Source organism: Janthinobacterium sp. GW822-FHT07H11, from assembly GCF_058798615.1.
The window spans coordinates 5,318,418-5,333,904 of sequence record NZ_CM179507.1; the positions used below are offsets into that span (position 1 = coordinate 5,318,418).

General features: G+C 65.6%; 17 protein-coding genes. 12 read left to right on the top strand and 5 right to left on the bottom strand.

Going from position 1 to position 15,487, the window contains the following annotated elements; genetic code table 11:
* Positions 1–11: 11 nt before the first annotated feature.
* The 11 genes from fliH (at position 12) to fliR (ending at position 8,612) form a co-directional block, all read left to right on the top strand.
* Complete coding sequence (gene fliH / locus AC3RCJ_RS23405) at positions 12–725, top strand: flagellar assembly protein FliH (RefSeq protein ID WP_492964883.1); 714 nt, start codon at positions 12–14, stop codon at positions 723–725.
* Between the two features lie 83 nt (positions 726–808).
* On the top strand, positions 809–2,125 hold the full coding sequence (gene fliI / locus AC3RCJ_RS23410) for a flagellar protein export ATPase FliI (RefSeq protein ID WP_492964882.1): 1,317 nt from the start codon (positions 809–811) through the stop codon (positions 2,123–2,125).
* A 32-nt stretch (positions 2,126–2,157) separates the two neighbouring features.
* Positions 2,158–2,598 (top strand): flagellar export protein FliJ, encoded by a 441-nt coding sequence (gene fliJ / locus AC3RCJ_RS23415; protein WP_492964866.1) that lies wholly within the window; start codon positions 2,158–2,160, stop codon positions 2,596–2,598.
* A 19-nt stretch (positions 2,599–2,617) separates the two neighbouring features.
* Positions 2,618–3,877, top strand: coding sequence for a flagellar hook-length control protein FliK (locus AC3RCJ_RS23420; RefSeq protein WP_492964865.1), 1,260 nt, complete (start codon positions 2,618–2,620; stop codon positions 3,875–3,877).
* Between the two features lie 186 nt (positions 3,878–4,063).
* Positions 4,064–4,576 carry a flagellar basal body-associated protein FliL gene (gene fliL, locus AC3RCJ_RS23425; RefSeq protein ID WP_492964864.1) on the top strand — a complete coding sequence of 171 codons (513 nt, stop codon included), beginning with the start codon at positions 4,064–4,066 and terminating at the stop codon, positions 4,574–4,576.
* Between the two features lie 6 nt (positions 4,577–4,582).
* A complete protein-coding gene (fliM, locus tag AC3RCJ_RS23430; protein WP_034754035.1) occupies positions 4,583–5,569 on the top strand; it encodes a flagellar motor switch protein FliM in 987 nt (328 codons plus the stop codon).
* 48 nt (positions 5,570–5,617) lie between these two features.
* Complete coding sequence (fliN, locus tag AC3RCJ_RS23435) at positions 5,618–6,052, top strand: flagellar motor switch protein FliN (protein WP_034754038.1); 435 nt, start codon at positions 5,618–5,620, stop codon at positions 6,050–6,052.
* Positions 6,049–6,654, top strand: a complete 606-nt coding sequence (gene fliO, locus AC3RCJ_RS23440) for a flagellar biosynthetic protein FliO (protein WP_492965240.1) — start codon at positions 6,049–6,051, stop codon at positions 6,652–6,654. The genes fliN and fliO overlap by 4 nt, the downstream gene beginning before the upstream one ends.
* 7 nt (positions 6,655–6,661) lie before the next feature.
* Positions 6,662–7,447, top strand: coding sequence for a flagellar type III secretion system pore protein FliP (fliP, locus tag AC3RCJ_RS23445; protein WP_492965197.1), 786 nt, complete (start codon positions 6,662–6,664; stop codon positions 7,445–7,447).
* Between the two features lie 9 nt (positions 7,448–7,456).
* Positions 7,457–7,726 (top strand): flagellar biosynthesis protein FliQ, encoded by a 270-nt coding sequence (fliQ, locus tag AC3RCJ_RS23450; RefSeq protein ID WP_071322392.1) that lies wholly within the window; start codon positions 7,457–7,459, stop codon positions 7,724–7,726.
* A 22-nt stretch (positions 7,727–7,748) separates the two neighbouring features.
* Positions 7,749–8,612 carry a flagellar biosynthetic protein FliR gene (fliR, locus tag AC3RCJ_RS23455; protein WP_492965241.1) on the top strand — a complete coding sequence of 288 codons (864 nt, stop codon included), beginning with the start codon at positions 7,749–7,751 and terminating at the stop codon, positions 8,610–8,612.
* On the opposite strand, the gene AC3RCJ_RS23460 is transcribed toward fliR, so the two are convergent.
* A complete protein-coding gene (locus AC3RCJ_RS23460; RefSeq protein ID WP_492965242.1) occupies positions 8,613–9,266 on the bottom strand; it encodes a LysE/ArgO family amino acid transporter in 654 nt (217 codons plus the stop codon).
* 73 nt (positions 9,267–9,339) lie between these two features.
* On the opposite strand from AC3RCJ_RS23460, the gene AC3RCJ_RS23465 reads away from it, so the two are divergent.
* On the top strand, positions 9,340–10,242 hold the full coding sequence (locus AC3RCJ_RS23465; RefSeq protein WP_492965055.1) for a LysR family transcriptional regulator ArgP: 903 nt from the start codon (positions 9,340–9,342) through the stop codon (positions 10,240–10,242).
* Between the two features lie 9 nt (positions 10,243–10,251).
* On the opposite strand, the gene AC3RCJ_RS23470 is transcribed toward AC3RCJ_RS23465, so the two are convergent.
* From AC3RCJ_RS23470 to flgK, 4 genes are all read right to left on the bottom strand, one after another.
* A complete protein-coding gene (locus AC3RCJ_RS23470) occupies positions 10,252–11,511 on the bottom strand; it encodes an MFS transporter (protein ID WP_492965056.1) in 1,260 nt (419 codons plus the stop codon).
* A gap of 48 nt (positions 11,512–11,559) precedes the next feature.
* Positions 11,560–12,003 (bottom strand): MarR family winged helix-turn-helix transcriptional regulator, encoded by a 444-nt coding sequence (locus tag AC3RCJ_RS23475; RefSeq protein ID WP_492965058.1) that lies wholly within the window; start codon positions 12,001–12,003, stop codon positions 11,560–11,562.
* Between the two features lie 179 nt (positions 12,004–12,182).
* On the bottom strand, positions 12,183–13,424 hold the full coding sequence (flgL, locus tag AC3RCJ_RS23480; RefSeq protein WP_492965059.1) for a flagellar hook-associated protein FlgL: 1,242 nt from the start codon (positions 13,422–13,424) through the stop codon (positions 12,183–12,185).
* A 51-nt stretch (positions 13,425–13,475) separates the two neighbouring features.
* Complete coding sequence (gene flgK, locus AC3RCJ_RS23485; RefSeq protein ID WP_492965061.1) at positions 13,476–15,443, bottom strand: flagellar hook-associated protein FlgK; 1,968 nt, start codon at positions 15,441–15,443, stop codon at positions 13,476–13,478.
* Between the last annotated feature and the right edge of the window lie 44 nt (positions 15,444–15,487).

Below are 15,487 nucleotides of genomic sequence, written 5' to 3' on the forward strand. Positions count from 1 at the left end.
AGCGCTGGGAAATGACCTCGTTTGGCGACGAGCGCCCCAGCGTGGTGGCGGCGCGCAAGCTGCTCGAACCGGAGCCCGAGCCCGGGTTCGACCCGGAAAACGATGCATACGGCGAACGGCAGGAAGAAGAGCCGGCGCCGCCGCTCGAGTACCCGACGCAGGAAGAACTGGACGCCATCCGCGAGGAAGCGCGCGCCACCGCCTTCGACGAAGGCCGCGCGGCCGGCTATGCGGAAGGCCATGCGGCCGGGCACGCCGACGGCCATGCGCAAGCCTACGCCGAAGGCCGGCAGGCGTCGGCCGTGGAACTGGCCCACCTGCAGAGCATCGCCGTCGAGTTCGGCACCGCCGTGCAGCACGCCGACGAACTGATCTCCAATGAGGTGATGGAACTGGCCTTGCAGCTGGCCAAGGGCATGCTGAAAACCGCACTGCCCGTGCGTCCCGAACTGATGCTGCCGATGGTGCGCGAAGCCATCGAATACCTGCCCGTGCTGCAACAGCCGGCGCTGCTGATGCTCCATCCCGACGATGCGCAAGTGGTGCGCGACGGCATCGGCGATGAGCTCGACAAGGGCGGCTGGCGCGTCATCGAAGACCCCAGCGTGGAGCGCGGCGGCTGCAAGATCGATACGGCCAGCAACCAGATCGATGCGCAAACCTCGACCCGCTGGCAGCGCCTGACGCATGCGCTGGGCAAAGACCTGGACTGGCTGGCGCCGTGAGCGACGCCCCGGCCAACACGCATGCGGCGCGCTGGCGCGCCTACCTGGGCGACTGCGCGGCCGTCGTCGGCTTCGTCGAGCCGATGCAAGTGTCGGGCAGGGTCACGCGCGTCGCCGGCCTGGTGATGGAGGCGGTGGGCTTGCGCCTGGCCGTCGGCGCCGCCTGCACCGTGCCGCTGCCCAATGGCGGCCGGGTCGAGGCGGAAGTCGTGGGCTTCGACGGCGACCGCCTGTTCCTGATGCCGCAAAGCGATGTCGAAGGCATCGTGCCCGGCACGCGCGTATTTTCCGTGGAACCGGCCATTCCCCGCCCCGGCAGCGTGGCGCATCCGCGCCGCCGCCCCAGCGACCGCGCGCGCCACCTGCCCGTCGGGCCGCAGCTGCTGGGCAGGGTGCTCGATGGCGCGGGACGCCCGCTCGACCAGCTGGGCCCGCTGCACACGACCGACAGCGCCCCCATCAACGTGCGCCCCGCCAATCCGCTGGGCCGCGCGCCCATCGTCGACACGCTCGACGTGGGCGTGCGCTCGATCAATGCCATGCTGACCGTGGGCCGTGGCCAGCGCATGGGCCTGTTCGCCGGTTCCGGCGTGGGCAAGAGCGTGCTGCTGGGCATGATGGCCCGCTACACGGAGGCGGACGTGATCGTCGTCGGCCTGATCGGCGAACGGGGACGCGAAGTAAAAGAATTCATCGAACAGATCCTGGGCGCCGACGGCCTGGCCCGCTCGGTGGTGGTGGCCGCGCCGGCCGACACGCCGCCGCTGATGCGTTTGCAGGGCGCCGCGTATGCGACGGCGATTGCCGAGCATTTCCGCGACCAGGGGCAAAACGTGCTGTTGATCATGGATTCGCTGACCCGCTATGCGATGGCGCAGCGCGAAATCGCCCTGGCCATCGGCGAGCCGCCCGCCACCAAGGGCTATCCGCCGTCCGTCTTCGCCAAGCTGCCCGTGCTGGTGGAGCGGGCCGGCAATGGCGAGGAAGGCGGCGGCTCGATCACCGCCTTCTACACCGTGCTGACGGAGGGCGACGACCAGCAGGACCCGATCGCCGACTCGGCGCGCGCGATTCTCGACGGACATATCGTGCTGAACCGGCGCCTGGCCGAAGCGGGCCACTATCCGGCCATCGACATCGAGCAATCGATTTCGCGCGCCGCCCACTCGATCACCACGCACGCGCACCAGCAGCAGGCACGCAAGCTGAAACAGCTGTATTCGCGCTACGAGCGCAGCCGCGACCTGATCAGCGTGGGCGCCTACAGCGCGGGCACCGACCCCGTGCTGGACCAGGCCATTGCCCTGCATGAAAAGATTGAGGCATTTTTGCAACAGCAAATCACCGAGCGGGTCAGCATGGACGAGAGTTTGGGGCAACTTACCGCTCTATTCGACTGATCGGGGCTTGCAAGCGGGGAATATAATCAGCCATGGCCTCTCCTTCCCAACTCGAAACACTGATCGATCTCGCCCAGCGCGAGACCGACGATTGCGCCAAGCGCCTGGGCGCCGCCCTGAAGGCGCTCGACGATTGCCAGCAGAAACTGGACATGCTGTCCGGCTACCGCGATGACTATGCCAGGCGCTTCGAGGAAAGCATGGCCAATGGCATCACGCCCATGGCCTACCGCAACTTCCAGGCCTTCATGCTCAAGCTCGACAGCGCCATCCTGGGCCAGCAGCAAGTGGTCAACCATGCGCAAGCGCGCAGCGAGAATGAAAAGTCGCGCTGGCAGTTGGCCGAGCGCAAGCGCATGTCCTATACCACCCTGGACAAGCGGGCACAGGAACAGGCGCTGAAGCTGGAAAACAAACGCGACCAGAAGGCCATGGATGAGCACGCGGCTCGACAAGCCTATTACAAACGCTAAGCGACACGAAGGCAGCACTATGCAAACCCTGCACACTCCGATTTCCCAGATTGTTTCGCCCAATGCCACGCCCGCTCCCGCCAACCGTGCCCTGCCGTCTGCGGGCAGCGCCGATGGCGACTTCCAGCGCACGCTGAACCGCCAGATGGAACAGCGCCAGGCCAGCCGCAATGCGGCGCAAGCCCAGGCATCCCCGCCCCGCCCCGCGCCTGCGGCGGCGGCCCAGCCCGCTGCGACGCCGGCCGCCAAGCCGCCTGCCGCCGATTCCCGTCCGGCGCCAGGCGAACGGCCTGCGGCGCCTGAGGCGCAAGCCAAGCCGGCCAGCGAAGCGAACGCCGCCGCCGGCAAGGACGGCAGCGCCAGGACGGATGACGCGACAGAAGAAGAGACCGCGCCAGCCGATCCGGCCGCCCACATGCTGGCCCTGGTGGGCAGCATCCAGCTGGCCATGCAGCAACCGGCGACGGCAAGCAAGAGCACGCAGGAACCGGCCGCGCGCGGCATCAAGGCCGACGGCAAGAGCCTGGCGGCCAGCCAATTGCTGGACGCAAGCCAGGCCGGCAAGGACAGCCCCGAGGCCGACGCATTTGCCGACAGCCTGGCCCAGGTCCGGGGCAAGGGTGGCGCCGCGACGCAAGCGGCTTCCACCCCGCAAGGCGGCAAGGCCGAGGCCGGCAAGTTGGCCATCGATGCCCAGCTGGCGGCCAGCGTCCGCAGCGGCGCGCCACTGGCCGAAGCCGTGCTCAAGGAAACACCGGCCGACCTCGCCCGCCTGGCGGCGCAATTGCAGCCGGGGGCGCTGCAGCAGGCAGCCGCAGCCGCGGCCGTGCCGTCGGACAAGCTGACGGGCCGCGTCGGCACGCCGGCCTGGGACCAGCAACTGGGGCAAAAAGTCGTGTGGATGGCGGCCGGCGGCGACCAGAGCGCCACCCTGACCCTGAATCCGCCCGACCTGGGCCCCGTGCAGGTGGTCTTGACGGTCACCAACGACCAGGCCGACGCCGCCTTCATGTCGGCCCAGCCGGAAGTGCGCCAGGCGCTGGAGGCGGCCATGCCGCGCCTGCGCGAAATGATGAGCGAGGCGGGCATCGCCTTTGGCAATGCCAGCGTCTCGGCCGGCACGCCGGGACAGCAGGAGAGTGGCCAGCGCGAAGCGTCGGGCGACGCGCGCCGTGGCGGTGGCCAGGGCGGCGCCGTGACGGGCGGCGAAATCAGCATCGCGCCGTCCACGGCCGGACGCGGCCGCGCCACCTTGGGTGCCGTGGATACCTTTGCATAGCAGAAATTCGTCGCCGCCAGGCCACAGCGGCGCGACGGACTGGAACTTTTCGCGCAGAAACAGTGAGTTGAGCGCGCTTCCCCCCTCTTTTCGACGCATCCTTCTGCGCAGAATTTGCCGATAATGACATAATGGCGTCGTGATCCACTTCCACGCACTCGAGTACCATTGAAAGCAAATCCAAAAATGAAAGCAGATCCGAAAGCAGATGGAGCCCTGGCACCAGCGGGCGCGTCAAAAAAGAAGCTTCTGATCATTGTGCTGGCCTCGGTACTGGTTGCCGGCGGCCTGGGCGGCGGCGCGGCCTGGTATTTCCTGCATGGAAAATCTGACAAGGAAGAAGCGGCGCCCAGCAAGAAGAAACATGCGGCTTCCAAGGCCGGCCCGCCCGTCTTCGTGCCCATCGACGCCTTCACCGTCAACCTGCAGCCGGAAAATGGCGAGCAATATCTGCAGATCGCCTTCACCTTGCAGGCCAGCAGCCCTGAAGAAATGGACTTGATCAAGGTCAACATGCCGAAAGTGCGCAGCCGCCTGCTGCTGCTGCTGTCGGGTAAAAAGGCCTCGGAACTCAATACCGTGGAAGGCAAGCAGCAACTGGCGGCCGAAATCATCGGCCAGGTGAACCAGCCGTTCGAGGACAAGGGGCCGGAGCAGGACGTGACGGACGTATTATTTACAGCATTCATCATTCAATAAGCAGCCATGGCCGATAATTTCCTCTCCCAGGAAGAAGTCGATGCCCTACTCAAGGGCGTCAACGGAGACCAGGACGACGCGCAGGCGCCGGAAGACGTCACGGGAGTTCGCACCTACAACCTGGCGACCCAGGAGCGCATCGTGCGCGGCCGGATGCCGACGTTGGAAATTATCAACGAGCGCTTCGCGCGCCTGCTGCGCGTGGGCCTGTTCAACTTCCTGCGCCGCAGCGCGGAAGTGTCGGTCGGCTCGGTGCGCGTGTCCAAATACAGCGAATTCATCCGCAACCTGGTGGTGCCGACCAATCTGAACCTGGTGCACATGAAGCCGCTGCGCGGCACGGCCCTGATGGTCTTCGATCCGGGCCTCGTGTTCCTGCTGGTGGACAACCTGTTCGGCGGCGACGGACGCTTTCACACGCGCGTCGAGGGCCGCGACTTTACGCAGACGGAGCAGCGCATCATCCTGCGCATCCTCGATATCGTCTTCGAAGCGTATACCAAGTCGTGGGAACCGGTCTTCCCCGTCGAGTTCGAATATATCCGTTCAGAAATGAACACGCAGTTCGCCAACATCGCCACGCCGAACGAGGTCGTCGTCGCCTCCACGTTTACGGTGGAACTGGGCTCCGTTTCCGGACAGATCCACTTCTGCATGCCGTATTCGATGATCGAGCCGATCCGCGATTCGCTCACCTCGAGCCTGCAGGGCGAGGCGCTGGAAGTGGACAAGCGCTGGATCCGCCTGATGACGCAGCAGATCCAGATCGCCGAAGTCGAACTGGTGGCCTCGCTGGGCACGGCGCGCGTGTCGTTCGACGAGATTTTGAACATGAAGGTGGGCGACATCATCCCGCTGAATATTCCCGAACTGATCGCCGCCACCGTCGACGGCGTGCCCGTGATGGATTGCACGTATGGCGTGTTGAACGGACAATACGCATTGAAGGTGGAGAAACTCCTCGCCAATGCCGACAATATGAATAACCATTAAGAAATACCCGGGCCGTTGCGGCCCGCATCAGTACAACAGGAGAAACACATGTCTGACAACCAAGACGACCAAAGCGCGGAAGACGATTGGGGCGCGGCCATTGCCGAGCAGGCCAAGGCGGAAGCCGAGGCGCTGCAGAACCAGGCCGCCAATACGGCCAGCGCGGCCAGCGCCGCCGTGTTCAAGGACTTTTCCAAGCAGGCATCGAAGTCGGAAACGCACAACGATATCGACTTCATCCTCGACATCCCGGTGCAGCTGACGGTCGAACTGGGCCGTACCAAGATCGCCATCAAGAACCTGCTCCAGCTGGCGCAGGGTTCCGTGGTCGAGCTCGACGGCCTGGCCGGCGAACCGATGGACGTGCTGGTGAACGGCTGCCTGATCGCCCAGGGCGAAGTGGTGGTGGTCAATGACAAGTTCGGCATCCGCCTGACCGACATCATCACGCCTTCCGAACGTATCCGAAAACTCAATAAATGAAGCCTGGCCTGTTAATTTCCATCATGCTGCCGTTCGCGGCCGCATGCTGCATTGCCCAAGCGGCACCGGCACCGGCACCGGCGTCCGCGTCCTCGGCGCCTGCGGCGGCCAGCGCCGCCGTTGCCGGCGCGCCGGCCGAAGTTGCTGTTGAGAAAGCTGCGGCCGTCGCCGCCGTCGCCGACACGGCCCCCGCGCCCGCCGCCGCCCTGCCCGCCATGCCGCCCGGCGCGCCGATGACGATGGCGCCGGCGGCATCGGCCGGCAGCCTGCTGCAAACCATACTCGCCCTGGTCTTCGTGCTGGCATTGCTGATCGGCCTGGCCTGGTTCATGAAGCGCTATGGCCCGAAGACCCTGGGCGGCAACAACAAGATGCGCATCGTCAGCTCGCTCAACCTGGGCGGACGCGAACGCATCGTCCTCGTCGAAGTGGCCGACCAGTGGATCGTCGTGGGCGCCTCGCCCGGACGCATCAACGCGCTGGCCACCCTGCCGCGCCAGGAAGGCGAGCTGTCCCAGCTGGCCACGGCGCAGAACGGCCCCGCGGCCGCCAATTTTTCCGAATGGCTGAAACAGACCATCGAAAAACGCAATGGGAAATAAGCAGGCAATGAAGCACGTAACGCGGACGCAAGCGCAGGTATTGAGCAATATCAAGACTCCCCTGGCCTGGCTGCTGGCGGCCGCCGCCCTGGCCCTGCCGCTGTGGGCACTGGCCGAACCGGGCATCCCGGCCTTTACCAGCACGCCGGCGCCCGGCGGCGGCCAGAACTATTCACTGCCGGTGCAGACGCTCATCCTGATGACGTCGCTCACCTTCCTGCCGGCGGCCTTGCTGATGATGACCTGCTTTACGCGCATCATCATCGTGCTGTCGCTGCTGCGCCAGGCCATCGGCACGCAGTCGGCGCCGCCCAACCAGGTGATGGTGGGCCTGGCCCTGTTCCTCACCCTGTTCGTCATGGGTCCCGTGTTCGACAAGATCTATACGGATGCGTATCAGCCATATCAGGAAAACAAGATTACCATGCAGCAGGCCATGGACAAGGGCGTCGAGCCGCTGAAGACCTTCATGCTCAAGCAGACGCGCCAGGCCGACCTGGCCCTGTTTGCCAAGATGTCGCGCACGCCGGCCCTGCAAGGCCCGGAAGAGGTGCCGCTGCGCATCCTCGTGCCCGCCTTCGTCACCAGCGAGCTGAAAACGGCCTTCCAGATCGGCTTTGCCATCTTTATCCCGTTTTTGATCATCGACATGGTGGTCGCCAGCGTGCTGATGTCCATGGGCATGATGATGATGTCGCCGGCGACGATCTCGCTGCCGTTCAAGCTGATGCTGTTCGTGCTGGTCGATGGCTGGCAATTGCTGCTGGGCTCGCTGTCACAGAGTTTTTACTAGGGGAATGCGATGACACCCGAAAGCGTCATGACCCTGGGCCGCCACGCCATGGAGATCACCCTGATGGTGGCCGCGCCCATGCTGCTCGTCGCCCTCATCATCGGCCTGATCGTCAGCATCTTCCAGGCGGCCACGCAGATCAACGAGGCGACCCTGTCCTTCATCCCCAAGCTGGTGGGCATTTTCATCGCCATCGTCGTGGCGGGGCCGTGGATGCTGTCCGTCATGCTCGACTACATGCGCCAGGTCTTCACGGGCATCCCGAACCTGGTCGGCTAGGCATGGGGCCACGGCATACGCCATGCTGACCCTGTCGAGCATCGAACTGAATACCTGGATCGCAGCACTGCTGTGGCCGCTTAGCCGCATCCTCGGCCTGCTGGCGGCCGCGCCCCTGTTCGGCAACGCGGCCGTGCCCATCACCGTCAAGGTATCGCTGGGCGCCCTGCTGGCCATGATCATCGCGCCCACCGTGCCGGCCCTGCCCGCCGCCGACCCGATGTCGCTGGCCGGACTGCTGATCCTCACGCAGGAGATGCTGGTCGGCCTGGCCATGGGCTTTTCCATCCGCATCGTGTTTGCCGCCATCGAGATGGCCGGCGAGATCAGCAGCCTGACCATGGGCCTGGGCTTCGCCTCGTTCTTCGATCCGCAGACCAAGGGCCGCTCGTCCGCCATCAGCCAGTTCCTCGTCATGCTGGCCACGTTGATGTTTCTCACAGTCAATGGCCACCTGGTCTTGCTGGCGGCGCTGGCGGAAAGCTTTGTCAGCCTGCCCATTTCCGCCAGCCCCATCAGCGGCGGCGGCTTCCAGCAGCTGGCCGCCTGGGGCGCGGAAATCTTCCGTTCCGGCGTGCAGATTTCATTGCCCATCGTGGCGGCCCTGCTGCTGACCAACGTGGCGCTGGGCATCCTGACGCGGGCCGCGCCGCAGCTGAACATTTTCGGCATCGGTTTCCCCGTCACCCTGGGCGTGGGCTTGCTGGTGATCGGCATGGTGCTGCCCTACCTGGCCACGCCGTTCCAGAACATGTTCCTGCGCGGCATAGAAACGGCGCGGCTGCTGCCGCGCGGATTTGCCACGCGCGACCGTCCGCCCCCGCCCGCGCCGCCGCATCCGCTGCGCCCGGCGCCGCCTGCACCGGCGCCGCCGCCCGCGCGCTGATCAGGACGCCCCGCCCAGCGCGTGGCGCAGCAGCAGGGCCGACAGCACGAACATGCTGACGCCGATCAAGCCGTCAAGCACTTGCCAGGCCCGGGGCCGCGCAAACCACGGCGCCAGCCGGCGCGCGCCATAACCGAGCACGGCAAACCACAGCAGGCTGGCCGCGCTGGCGCCGCCCATAAACCAGCCGCGCAGCGCGCCCGGCTGCTGGGCGCCGATACTTCCCACCAGCAATACCGTATCCAGGTACACATGCGGGTTAAGCAAGGTAAATGCGGCCGCCTGGGCCAGCGCGGCGCCCGCGCCCAAGGCATGCCCGCCTGCGGTGGCGCGCAGCTGCTGCGGCTGGCGGGCGCGCCGCAGCGCTTGCCAGCCGTAGCCGGCCAGGAAAGCGGCGCCGCCCAGCGCCAGCGCGCCGGCCAGCAAGGGGCGCTGCCCCAGCGCATGGGCCAGGCCCAGCACGCCGGCGGCGATCAGCGCCGCGTCCGCCAGGGCGCAAAACAGCACGATCTTGCCCACATGTTCGCGCCGCAGGCCTTGTCGCAAGACAAAGGCATTTTGCGAGCCGATGGCAACGATGAGTCCCAGGCCCAGGGTCAAGCCCTGGAGAAAGACGGAAAGAGCGAGTGGGGCGGTGGCGGTCGAGAGTGTCATGCGGCGATCTTGCCAGCCGCACACAATGAAGGCAAACTACCTTTACTACAGCAAGTTAAGGAAAACTTCATCCATGCTCGACTATGCATCGCTGGGCGCCCTGGCTGCCGTCATCCGGGAAGGCAGTTTCGAGCGCGCGGCGCGCGCCTTGCACGTGACGCCATCGGCCATTTCGCAGCGCATCCGCCTGCTGGAAGAGCGCGTCGGCTGCGCGCTGGTGATACGCGACCAGCCCTGCCGCGCCACGCAGACGGGCCGGCGCCTGTGCCAGCATGTGGACCAGGTGCAACTGCTCGAGCAGGATTTGCAGGCGACCGTGCCGGCACTGGCGCTGACGGCACTGGGCGCGTCGCGCGCCACTGTGCCCGTCGCCGTGAATGCCGACAGCCTGGCCACCTGGCTGGCGCCCGCCATCGCCGCCTTCGGGGCCGCCCACCCGGTGCTGCTGCACGTGGCCGTCGACGACCAGGACCATACGGCCGAATGGCTGCGCAGCGGCGCCGTGCTGGCCGCCGTCAGCGCCACGGCGCGGCCCGCGTCGGGCTGCAACAGCCGCCCGCTGGGCGCCATGCGCTACCTGGCGGCGGCCAGTCCCGCCTTCCTGCAGCGGTATTTTGCCCATGGCGTCGGCGCCGCTAGCCTGGCGCTGGCGCCCAGCCTGGTGTTCAATATCAAGGATGAATTGCAGGCGCGCTGGGTGCGGCGCCTGTGCCACCGGCACGTGGACCTGCCGCGCCATGCCCTGCCCTCGCCGCAGGCCTTCGTCACGGCGGCGCTGGCGGGCATGGGCTGGGGCCTGCATCCGCAGGCGCTGATCCAGCCCCATCTTGACAATGGCAGCCTGCTCGAACTGCTGCCGCAAACCCCGCTCGACGTGCCCCTGTACTGGCATACGGCGCGTGCCGCGTCCGGCCTGCTCGATGGCTTGAGCGACGCCATCCGGGCCGCCGCCCGCACGGGCCTGCTGCCGCCCTGATGGACAGCCTCAATGCCGCTCGCTGCCGAGCGCCAGGCGCCAGCGCCGCAGGTCGAGATTCAGGCGCAACTGCTGATGTTTCACCAGGTAGAACACGCCGACGAGGGCCGCCGCCAGGCCCGACAGGGCGGCGATGCCCAGCGCCCAGCGCGGACCGAAAGTGTCGGCCACCCAGCCCACGATGGGCGCGCCCAGCGGCGTGCCGCCGGCCGAGATGGCCAGCACGATGGCCATCACGCGGCCCCGCATGGCGGGCGCCGTCGACAGTTGCACGCTGCTGTTGACGCTGGTGGTAAACGTTTGCGCGGCGATACCGATCACCACCAGCATGATGCCGAACAACCAGTAATTGGGCATCACGGCGGCCAGCGCGCAGCCCAGGCCGAACAGCGCCGCCGCGCCCAGCAGCAAGGCCAGGGTGGGCCGGCCGCGCCCGGCCGCCAGCAGGGCGCCGGCCACGGAGCCGCACGCCATGATGGAACTGAGCACGCCATACTGGCCCGCGCCCGCATGGAAGGCCGTCACCGACATGGTCGAGAGGAAAATCGGGAAGTTCAGGCCAAAGGTGCCGATCAGGAACAGCATCAGCAGGATGGCCATCAGGTCGGGCCGCTGGCGCACGTAGCGGAAACCCTCGCCCAGGCTGGCGCGCGTGGCCTTGACGCGCGGCGCATGGCGCAGCAGTTCCACGCGCAACAGCAACAGCGAGCCGATCACGGCGGCAAACGAAAATGCATTGATGATGAAGACCCAGCCGCTGCCGACGCTGCTGATCAAGAGCCCCGCCACAGCCGGCCCCAGCATGCGCGCCGCGTTGAACGAGGTGGAATTGAGCGCCACGGCGTTGGTCAAATCTTCCTCGCCGACGATGTCGGCGACAAAGGTCTGGCGCACGGGCGCATCGAAGGCCGTCACGCAGCCCAGCAGGAAAGCAAAGCCATACACGTGCCACAGTTGTACCAGGCCGCTGATGCACAGTATCCCGAGTCCCAGCGCCAGCAAGCCCATGGCCGCCTGCGTGCACAACAACAATTTCCTGCGATCGAGCAGGTCGGCCGCCATGCCCGTCAGGGGCAGCAACAGCAGTTGCGGGCCGAATTGCAGGGCCATGACGATGCCGACGGCGCTGGCATTGTGCTGCGTCAATTCGCTCAGCACCAGCCAATCCTGCGCCGTGCGCTGCATCCAGGTGCCGACATTCGACACCAGGGCGCCACCGGCCCAGATACGGTAATTGGGATTGCGTAGCGAGCGAAAGGTATTGTTCATCTGGGCGTGCGGGCTCCTTGCCGGGGTCGTGGTGAAAAATTCAGCGGATCACTCCGCCAAGCGTTTGAGTAATGCCACCGCACGGTTCAGTTCGGTGACTTCGGCCGGCGCGAGCCGGGTTTCGATGGTCCGTGCCAGCCAGTCCTCGCGCGCGGCGCGGCTGGCCGCGATCCAGGCGCGGCAGCTGTCCGTCAGGGTCAACAGCGTCTGCCGGCCGTCGAGCGGATCGGGCGCCCCCGTCACCAGCTGCGCTTGCGTCAAGGCTTGCACGGTGGCGGCCATCGATTGCGGCCGCATGCCTTCGGCGCGCGCCAGGCTGCTGGCGGTGGCCGGGCCGTCGCGCTCCAGGCGGCTCAGCACGGATGCCTGCGACATGCTGACATCGCCCAGGTGCGCCTCTTCGCGCAGGCGGCGCCGCAGCTTGCCCACCAGGATGCGCAATTCGCCGGCCAGTTGCAGCACTTGTTCGTGTTCGTCGTCGATAGGAGGCATGGGCAGCGTGTAGGGGATCGATAGGCTCTACTATAACAGATATGCAGGTAGACTGCTCAGTTTGCCTGCATATCTTGCTATCAGCAGCATATTGCGGGCGCAAAAAAGCCGGGGGCGGAAATCATTCCGCGCCCCGGCTCGCCCCCGCAGGGGATGGGCTCACCTACCGCAACAAGCGCTTAGCTGATGTAATTGAACAGCGACAGGCCGGAAATCTGCGTGAAGGATTTTTGCGCCGCCTGCAGCGTGATCTGCTGCTGCGTGAAGAGCGAGACCGTCTTTACCATGTCGAGATCCTGCAGGTCGGACAAGGTGCTCGAATACTGCAAGTCCAGGTCGTCGCCAGCACTGCCGAGATAATCGAGTTCCTTCATGCGCGCGCCCACGTCCGCGCGCACGGACAGCACATTGTCGTACGCCGTGCTGAGGATGCTGCTGGCCGCGCTCAGGCCATTTGCCAGCCGCGCCTGGCCCGCGTCGCCGGTGGCCGTGGTGCGCAGCACGCCGATCAGGTTGGTAATGGTGGAAAAGATCGATTCCTTGGCGCTGGGCTCGATGGCAAATTTATCCTGGTTTGCCGGTTTTCCCGTCAGCACGACTTGCTGGCCATCGAAATTGATCGCCTCGCCAGCCTTGTAGGGCACGGGCACGGCCGGATTGGGAATCGTCTGGCCCAGCGTGGTGTCGCTGATGGTATAGGTGGTCACGGCCGCTTCGCCCGTTCCCGTGACGCTGAAATTGATCTCGTACTTGTGCCCCGTCAAGGCCGACGGGTCCGTCACGGTGCCGCTGGAAATGATGCCGGCGCCGCCGCGCGCGAAATTGCCCGCATCCGGCGTCGCCTTGAACTTGCCATTGCCCGTCATATTGTTTTCAAACACGGTGCTGCCCGCGTCGCTGGTCGGCAGGTAGCGCGCCGATCCCACTTGCAGTTCGCGCTGGCCCTGGTCGCCCGAATACGTGGCGCCCGTGGGTGTCTGGCTGAACGGCTGCGTGGTGGATTTATAACCGGAGAACAGGTAGCCGCCGGCGCCATCGGCCGTGTTGGCAATGCCCAGCAAGTCCGTCAGCCGGCCTTCCAGTTCCTTCGCCAGCAGGCCCCGCTCTTCGTCACGCAAGCCGGGATTGCCGGCCTTGACCACCAGTTCCTGCACATCGGCCAGCAAATTGGTGGTGCTGCCCAGCGCCAGCTCTTCCTGCGACAGGAAATTCGTGGCATTCGACCGGTTGGTGACGAACTGGGTATTGATCGATTGCGACTGCGTCACTTCCAGCGCGCGCGCGGAGGCGATGGGATCGTCGGCCGGCGTCAGGTTGCGGCGGTTCGACGACAGCTGCATCTGCGTGCGGTTCAGCGCAGACTGCAAATTATTGAGCTGCGTGCTGCCGGCCTCATAAATCATTTTGGTACTGATACGCATGATGCTGCCCTTCCTGTTGGCGGCGGCGCACAACGCTGCCGCTCAAAAAAATTAACGTCCGAGGCCGATCACCACGTCGAACAGGGTGCTGGCGATCTGCATGACCTTGCCGCACGCCTGGTAGGCTTGCTGATAGCGCAACAGGTTGGCCGCCTCTTCATCGAGGTTGACGCCCGACACCGCCTGCTGCTGCGTCGTGGTCTGCTGCAGCAAGGCCAGGCTGGCCAGGCCGCTGACCTGCACTTCGCGCGTCTTGTTGCCGACGAAGCTGACCGTTTCCGCGTAGGAACCCTGGAAAGTGGCATTGCCGCCATCGAGGATATTCTTCGTCTGCAAGCCAGCCAGCAGGGCCGCATTGCGGTTGTCGCCCACGCCGCCCGTATTGGGCTTGATGTTGAATTTATCGCCCTGGGCCGGCACGCCCGTCATGCTGACGTTGACGCCGCCAAAGCTGAAACTGTCGCCCGGCGCATAGGGAATGTTCGCCGTGCCCGCCGGATACGTGGTGCTATTGCCATTCGTGCCCTTGACCGTGACCGCCTGGCCGGCGGGAAAGCCCGACAGCGCGTTGTTGGTCTTGTCGTAAGTCAAGGTCACGGGCGCCGTCAAGGCGTTGCCCGGCGTCAGGTATGCCTTGTCGACGGAACCTGCGCTGAGCTTGCCCGTGCCCGTATTCGTGACAGGCGCATCCGTGGCGATGGGCGCGCCCGCGGCCAGCTTGTTGCGGTCCGTCACCAGCACGGCCAGGCCGGCGGCGCCATTCGCCGTCGGTTTGATGACGTAATTATCGCCTTCGGCCGCCGTGCCCGAGATCGAGAAATCGACGCCATCGATGGTTTGCGGCCCCGTTTGCGGGTACGGGTTGATGACGGTGCGCGCGCCGTCGGACTGGCGCGTCACCACATAGTTGCTGCCGTCATATTTCAAGCTGTAATCGCTGGACGTCAGCCGGGTCGGATCGCTGACCTTGGCCGACAGCACGGTCGTGTTGCTGGAACTGTTGCGGCGGTCGGCGCCGATGACGGGGTCGGGCACCTTGAAGAAATCGCCGCCCATGTCGCCATTCAAGTCCTGCCCCAGCTTGTGCTGCTCGTTGAAGGTGCTGGCCAGCGCGATGGCGACCTTGCCCAGCGAATTCTGGACACGGTCCAGGCTGCCGCTGCGAAATTCCAGCAAGCCGCCCAGGGAGCCGCCGCTCAAGGCATTGTCGCCCAGCACGGAAACCGTCGTGCCCGTGACATAGCCCACTTCCATGCGGCTCGGGTCCGTCAATGACGGCGTGGCCGCCAGTTCGAAGCTGTGGTCCGCCACCACCAGCGGCTGGCCGGAACCGATGGACACGGTCAGGGTATTGTTGGAGCCGGGCTGCACCGTCGCCTTCACGTACTTGTTCAGTTCCGTCACCAGCTGGTCGCGCTGGTCCATCAAATCGTTGGGCTGGTTGCTGGCGTCGACCGTCAGCTGGGAAATCGACTTGTTCAGCTCGGCGATCTGCTTGGCATAGGTATTGATCACCGCCACGTTGGAGGTGATCTGCGAATTGACGCCGTCGCCGATTTCCGCCAGGCGCGCGCTCAAGCCCTGGAAGCGCGAAGCGAGCGAACCGGCGCTCGACAGCAGCGCCTGGCGCGAAGCGACCGACGACGGATTGGCGCTGAAATCCTGCACGCCCTTGAAAAAGTCCTGCAGCGCGGGCGACAGGCCCGCCGTGGAGTCGGCCAGCAGATTGTCGATCTGGCTGATCTGCGTGTAATAGGTGTCGAGCGAACTGGTGGCGCTTTGCGCCGCGTTGACCTGGGTCGACATGAAGCTGTCGTACTGGCGCTTGATCTGCGACACTTCCGTGCCCGTGCCCACATAGCCGTAGCCGGCATAGTTCGACTGCGAAGTCTGCTGCAGCACCGTCTGCCGATTGTACCCGGGTACATTCGCATTGGTGATGTTATGCCCGGTCGTCGACAGGCCCACTTGCGCTGCAAGCAGCCCGCTTTTGCCGATGCTGAGTAGATTCGATGTCATGGTGTCTTATTGGTTCCTGTCCAGATTGTTTACGGCCGCGATGG

Bases quoted from the DNA above. Each gene is read 5' to 3' on its own strand.
- AC3RCJ_RS23465 (WP_492965055.1), top strand. From the start codon at position 9,340: ATGCTCGACTATGCATCGCTGGGCGCCCTGGCTGCCGTCATCCGGGAA.
- fliM (WP_034754035.1), top strand. From the start codon at position 4,583: ATGGCCGATAATTTCCTCTCCCAGGAAGAAGTCGATGCCCTACTCAAG.
- fliL (WP_492964864.1), top strand. From the start codon at position 4,064: ATGAAAGCAGATCCGAAAGCAGATGGAGCCCTGGCACCAGCGGGCGCG.
- fliI (WP_492964882.1), top strand. From the start codon at position 809: ATGCAAGTGTCGGGCAGGGTCACGCGCGTCGCCGGCCTGGTGATGGAG.
- AC3RCJ_RS23420 (WP_492964865.1), top strand. From the start codon at position 2,618: ATGCAAACCCTGCACACTCCGATTTCCCAGATTGTTTCGCCCAATGCC.
- AC3RCJ_RS23460 (WP_492965242.1), bottom strand. From the start codon at position 9,266: ATGACACTCTCGACCGCCACCGCCCCACTCGCTCTTTCCGTCTTTCTC.
- fliJ (WP_492964866.1), top strand. From the start codon at position 2,158: ATGGCCTCTCCTTCCCAACTCGAAACACTGATCGATCTCGCCCAGCGC.
- flgK (WP_492965061.1), bottom strand. From the start codon at position 15,443: ATGACATCGAATCTACTCAGCATCGGCAAAAGCGGGCTGCTTGCAGCG.
- fliP (WP_492965197.1), top strand. From the start codon at position 6,662: ATGAAGCACGTAACGCGGACGCAAGCGCAGGTATTGAGCAATATCAAG.
- AC3RCJ_RS23475 (WP_492965058.1), bottom strand. From the start codon at position 12,003: ATGCCTCCTATCGACGACGAACACGAACAAGTGCTGCAACTGGCCGGC.
- fliN (WP_034754038.1), top strand. From the start codon at position 5,618: ATGTCTGACAACCAAGACGACCAAAGCGCGGAAGACGATTGGGGCGCG.
- flgL (WP_492965059.1), bottom strand. From the start codon at position 13,424: ATGCGTATCAGTACCAAAATGATTTATGAGGCCGGCAGCACGCAGCTC.
- fliO (WP_492965240.1), top strand. From the start codon at position 6,049: ATGAAGCCTGGCCTGTTAATTTCCATCATGCTGCCGTTCGCGGCCGCA.
- fliH (WP_492964883.1), top strand. From the start codon at position 12: ATGACCTCGTTTGGCGACGAGCGCCCCAGCGTGGTGGCGGCGCGCAAG.
- fliR (WP_492965241.1), top strand. From the start codon at position 7,749: ATGCTGACCCTGTCGAGCATCGAACTGAATACCTGGATCGCAGCACTG.
- AC3RCJ_RS23470 (WP_492965056.1), bottom strand. From the start codon at position 11,511: ATGAACAATACCTTTCGCTCGCTACGCAATCCCAATTACCGTATCTGG.
- fliQ (WP_071322392.1), top strand. From the start codon at position 7,457: ATGACACCCGAAAGCGTCATGACCCTGGGCCGCCACGCCATGGAGATC.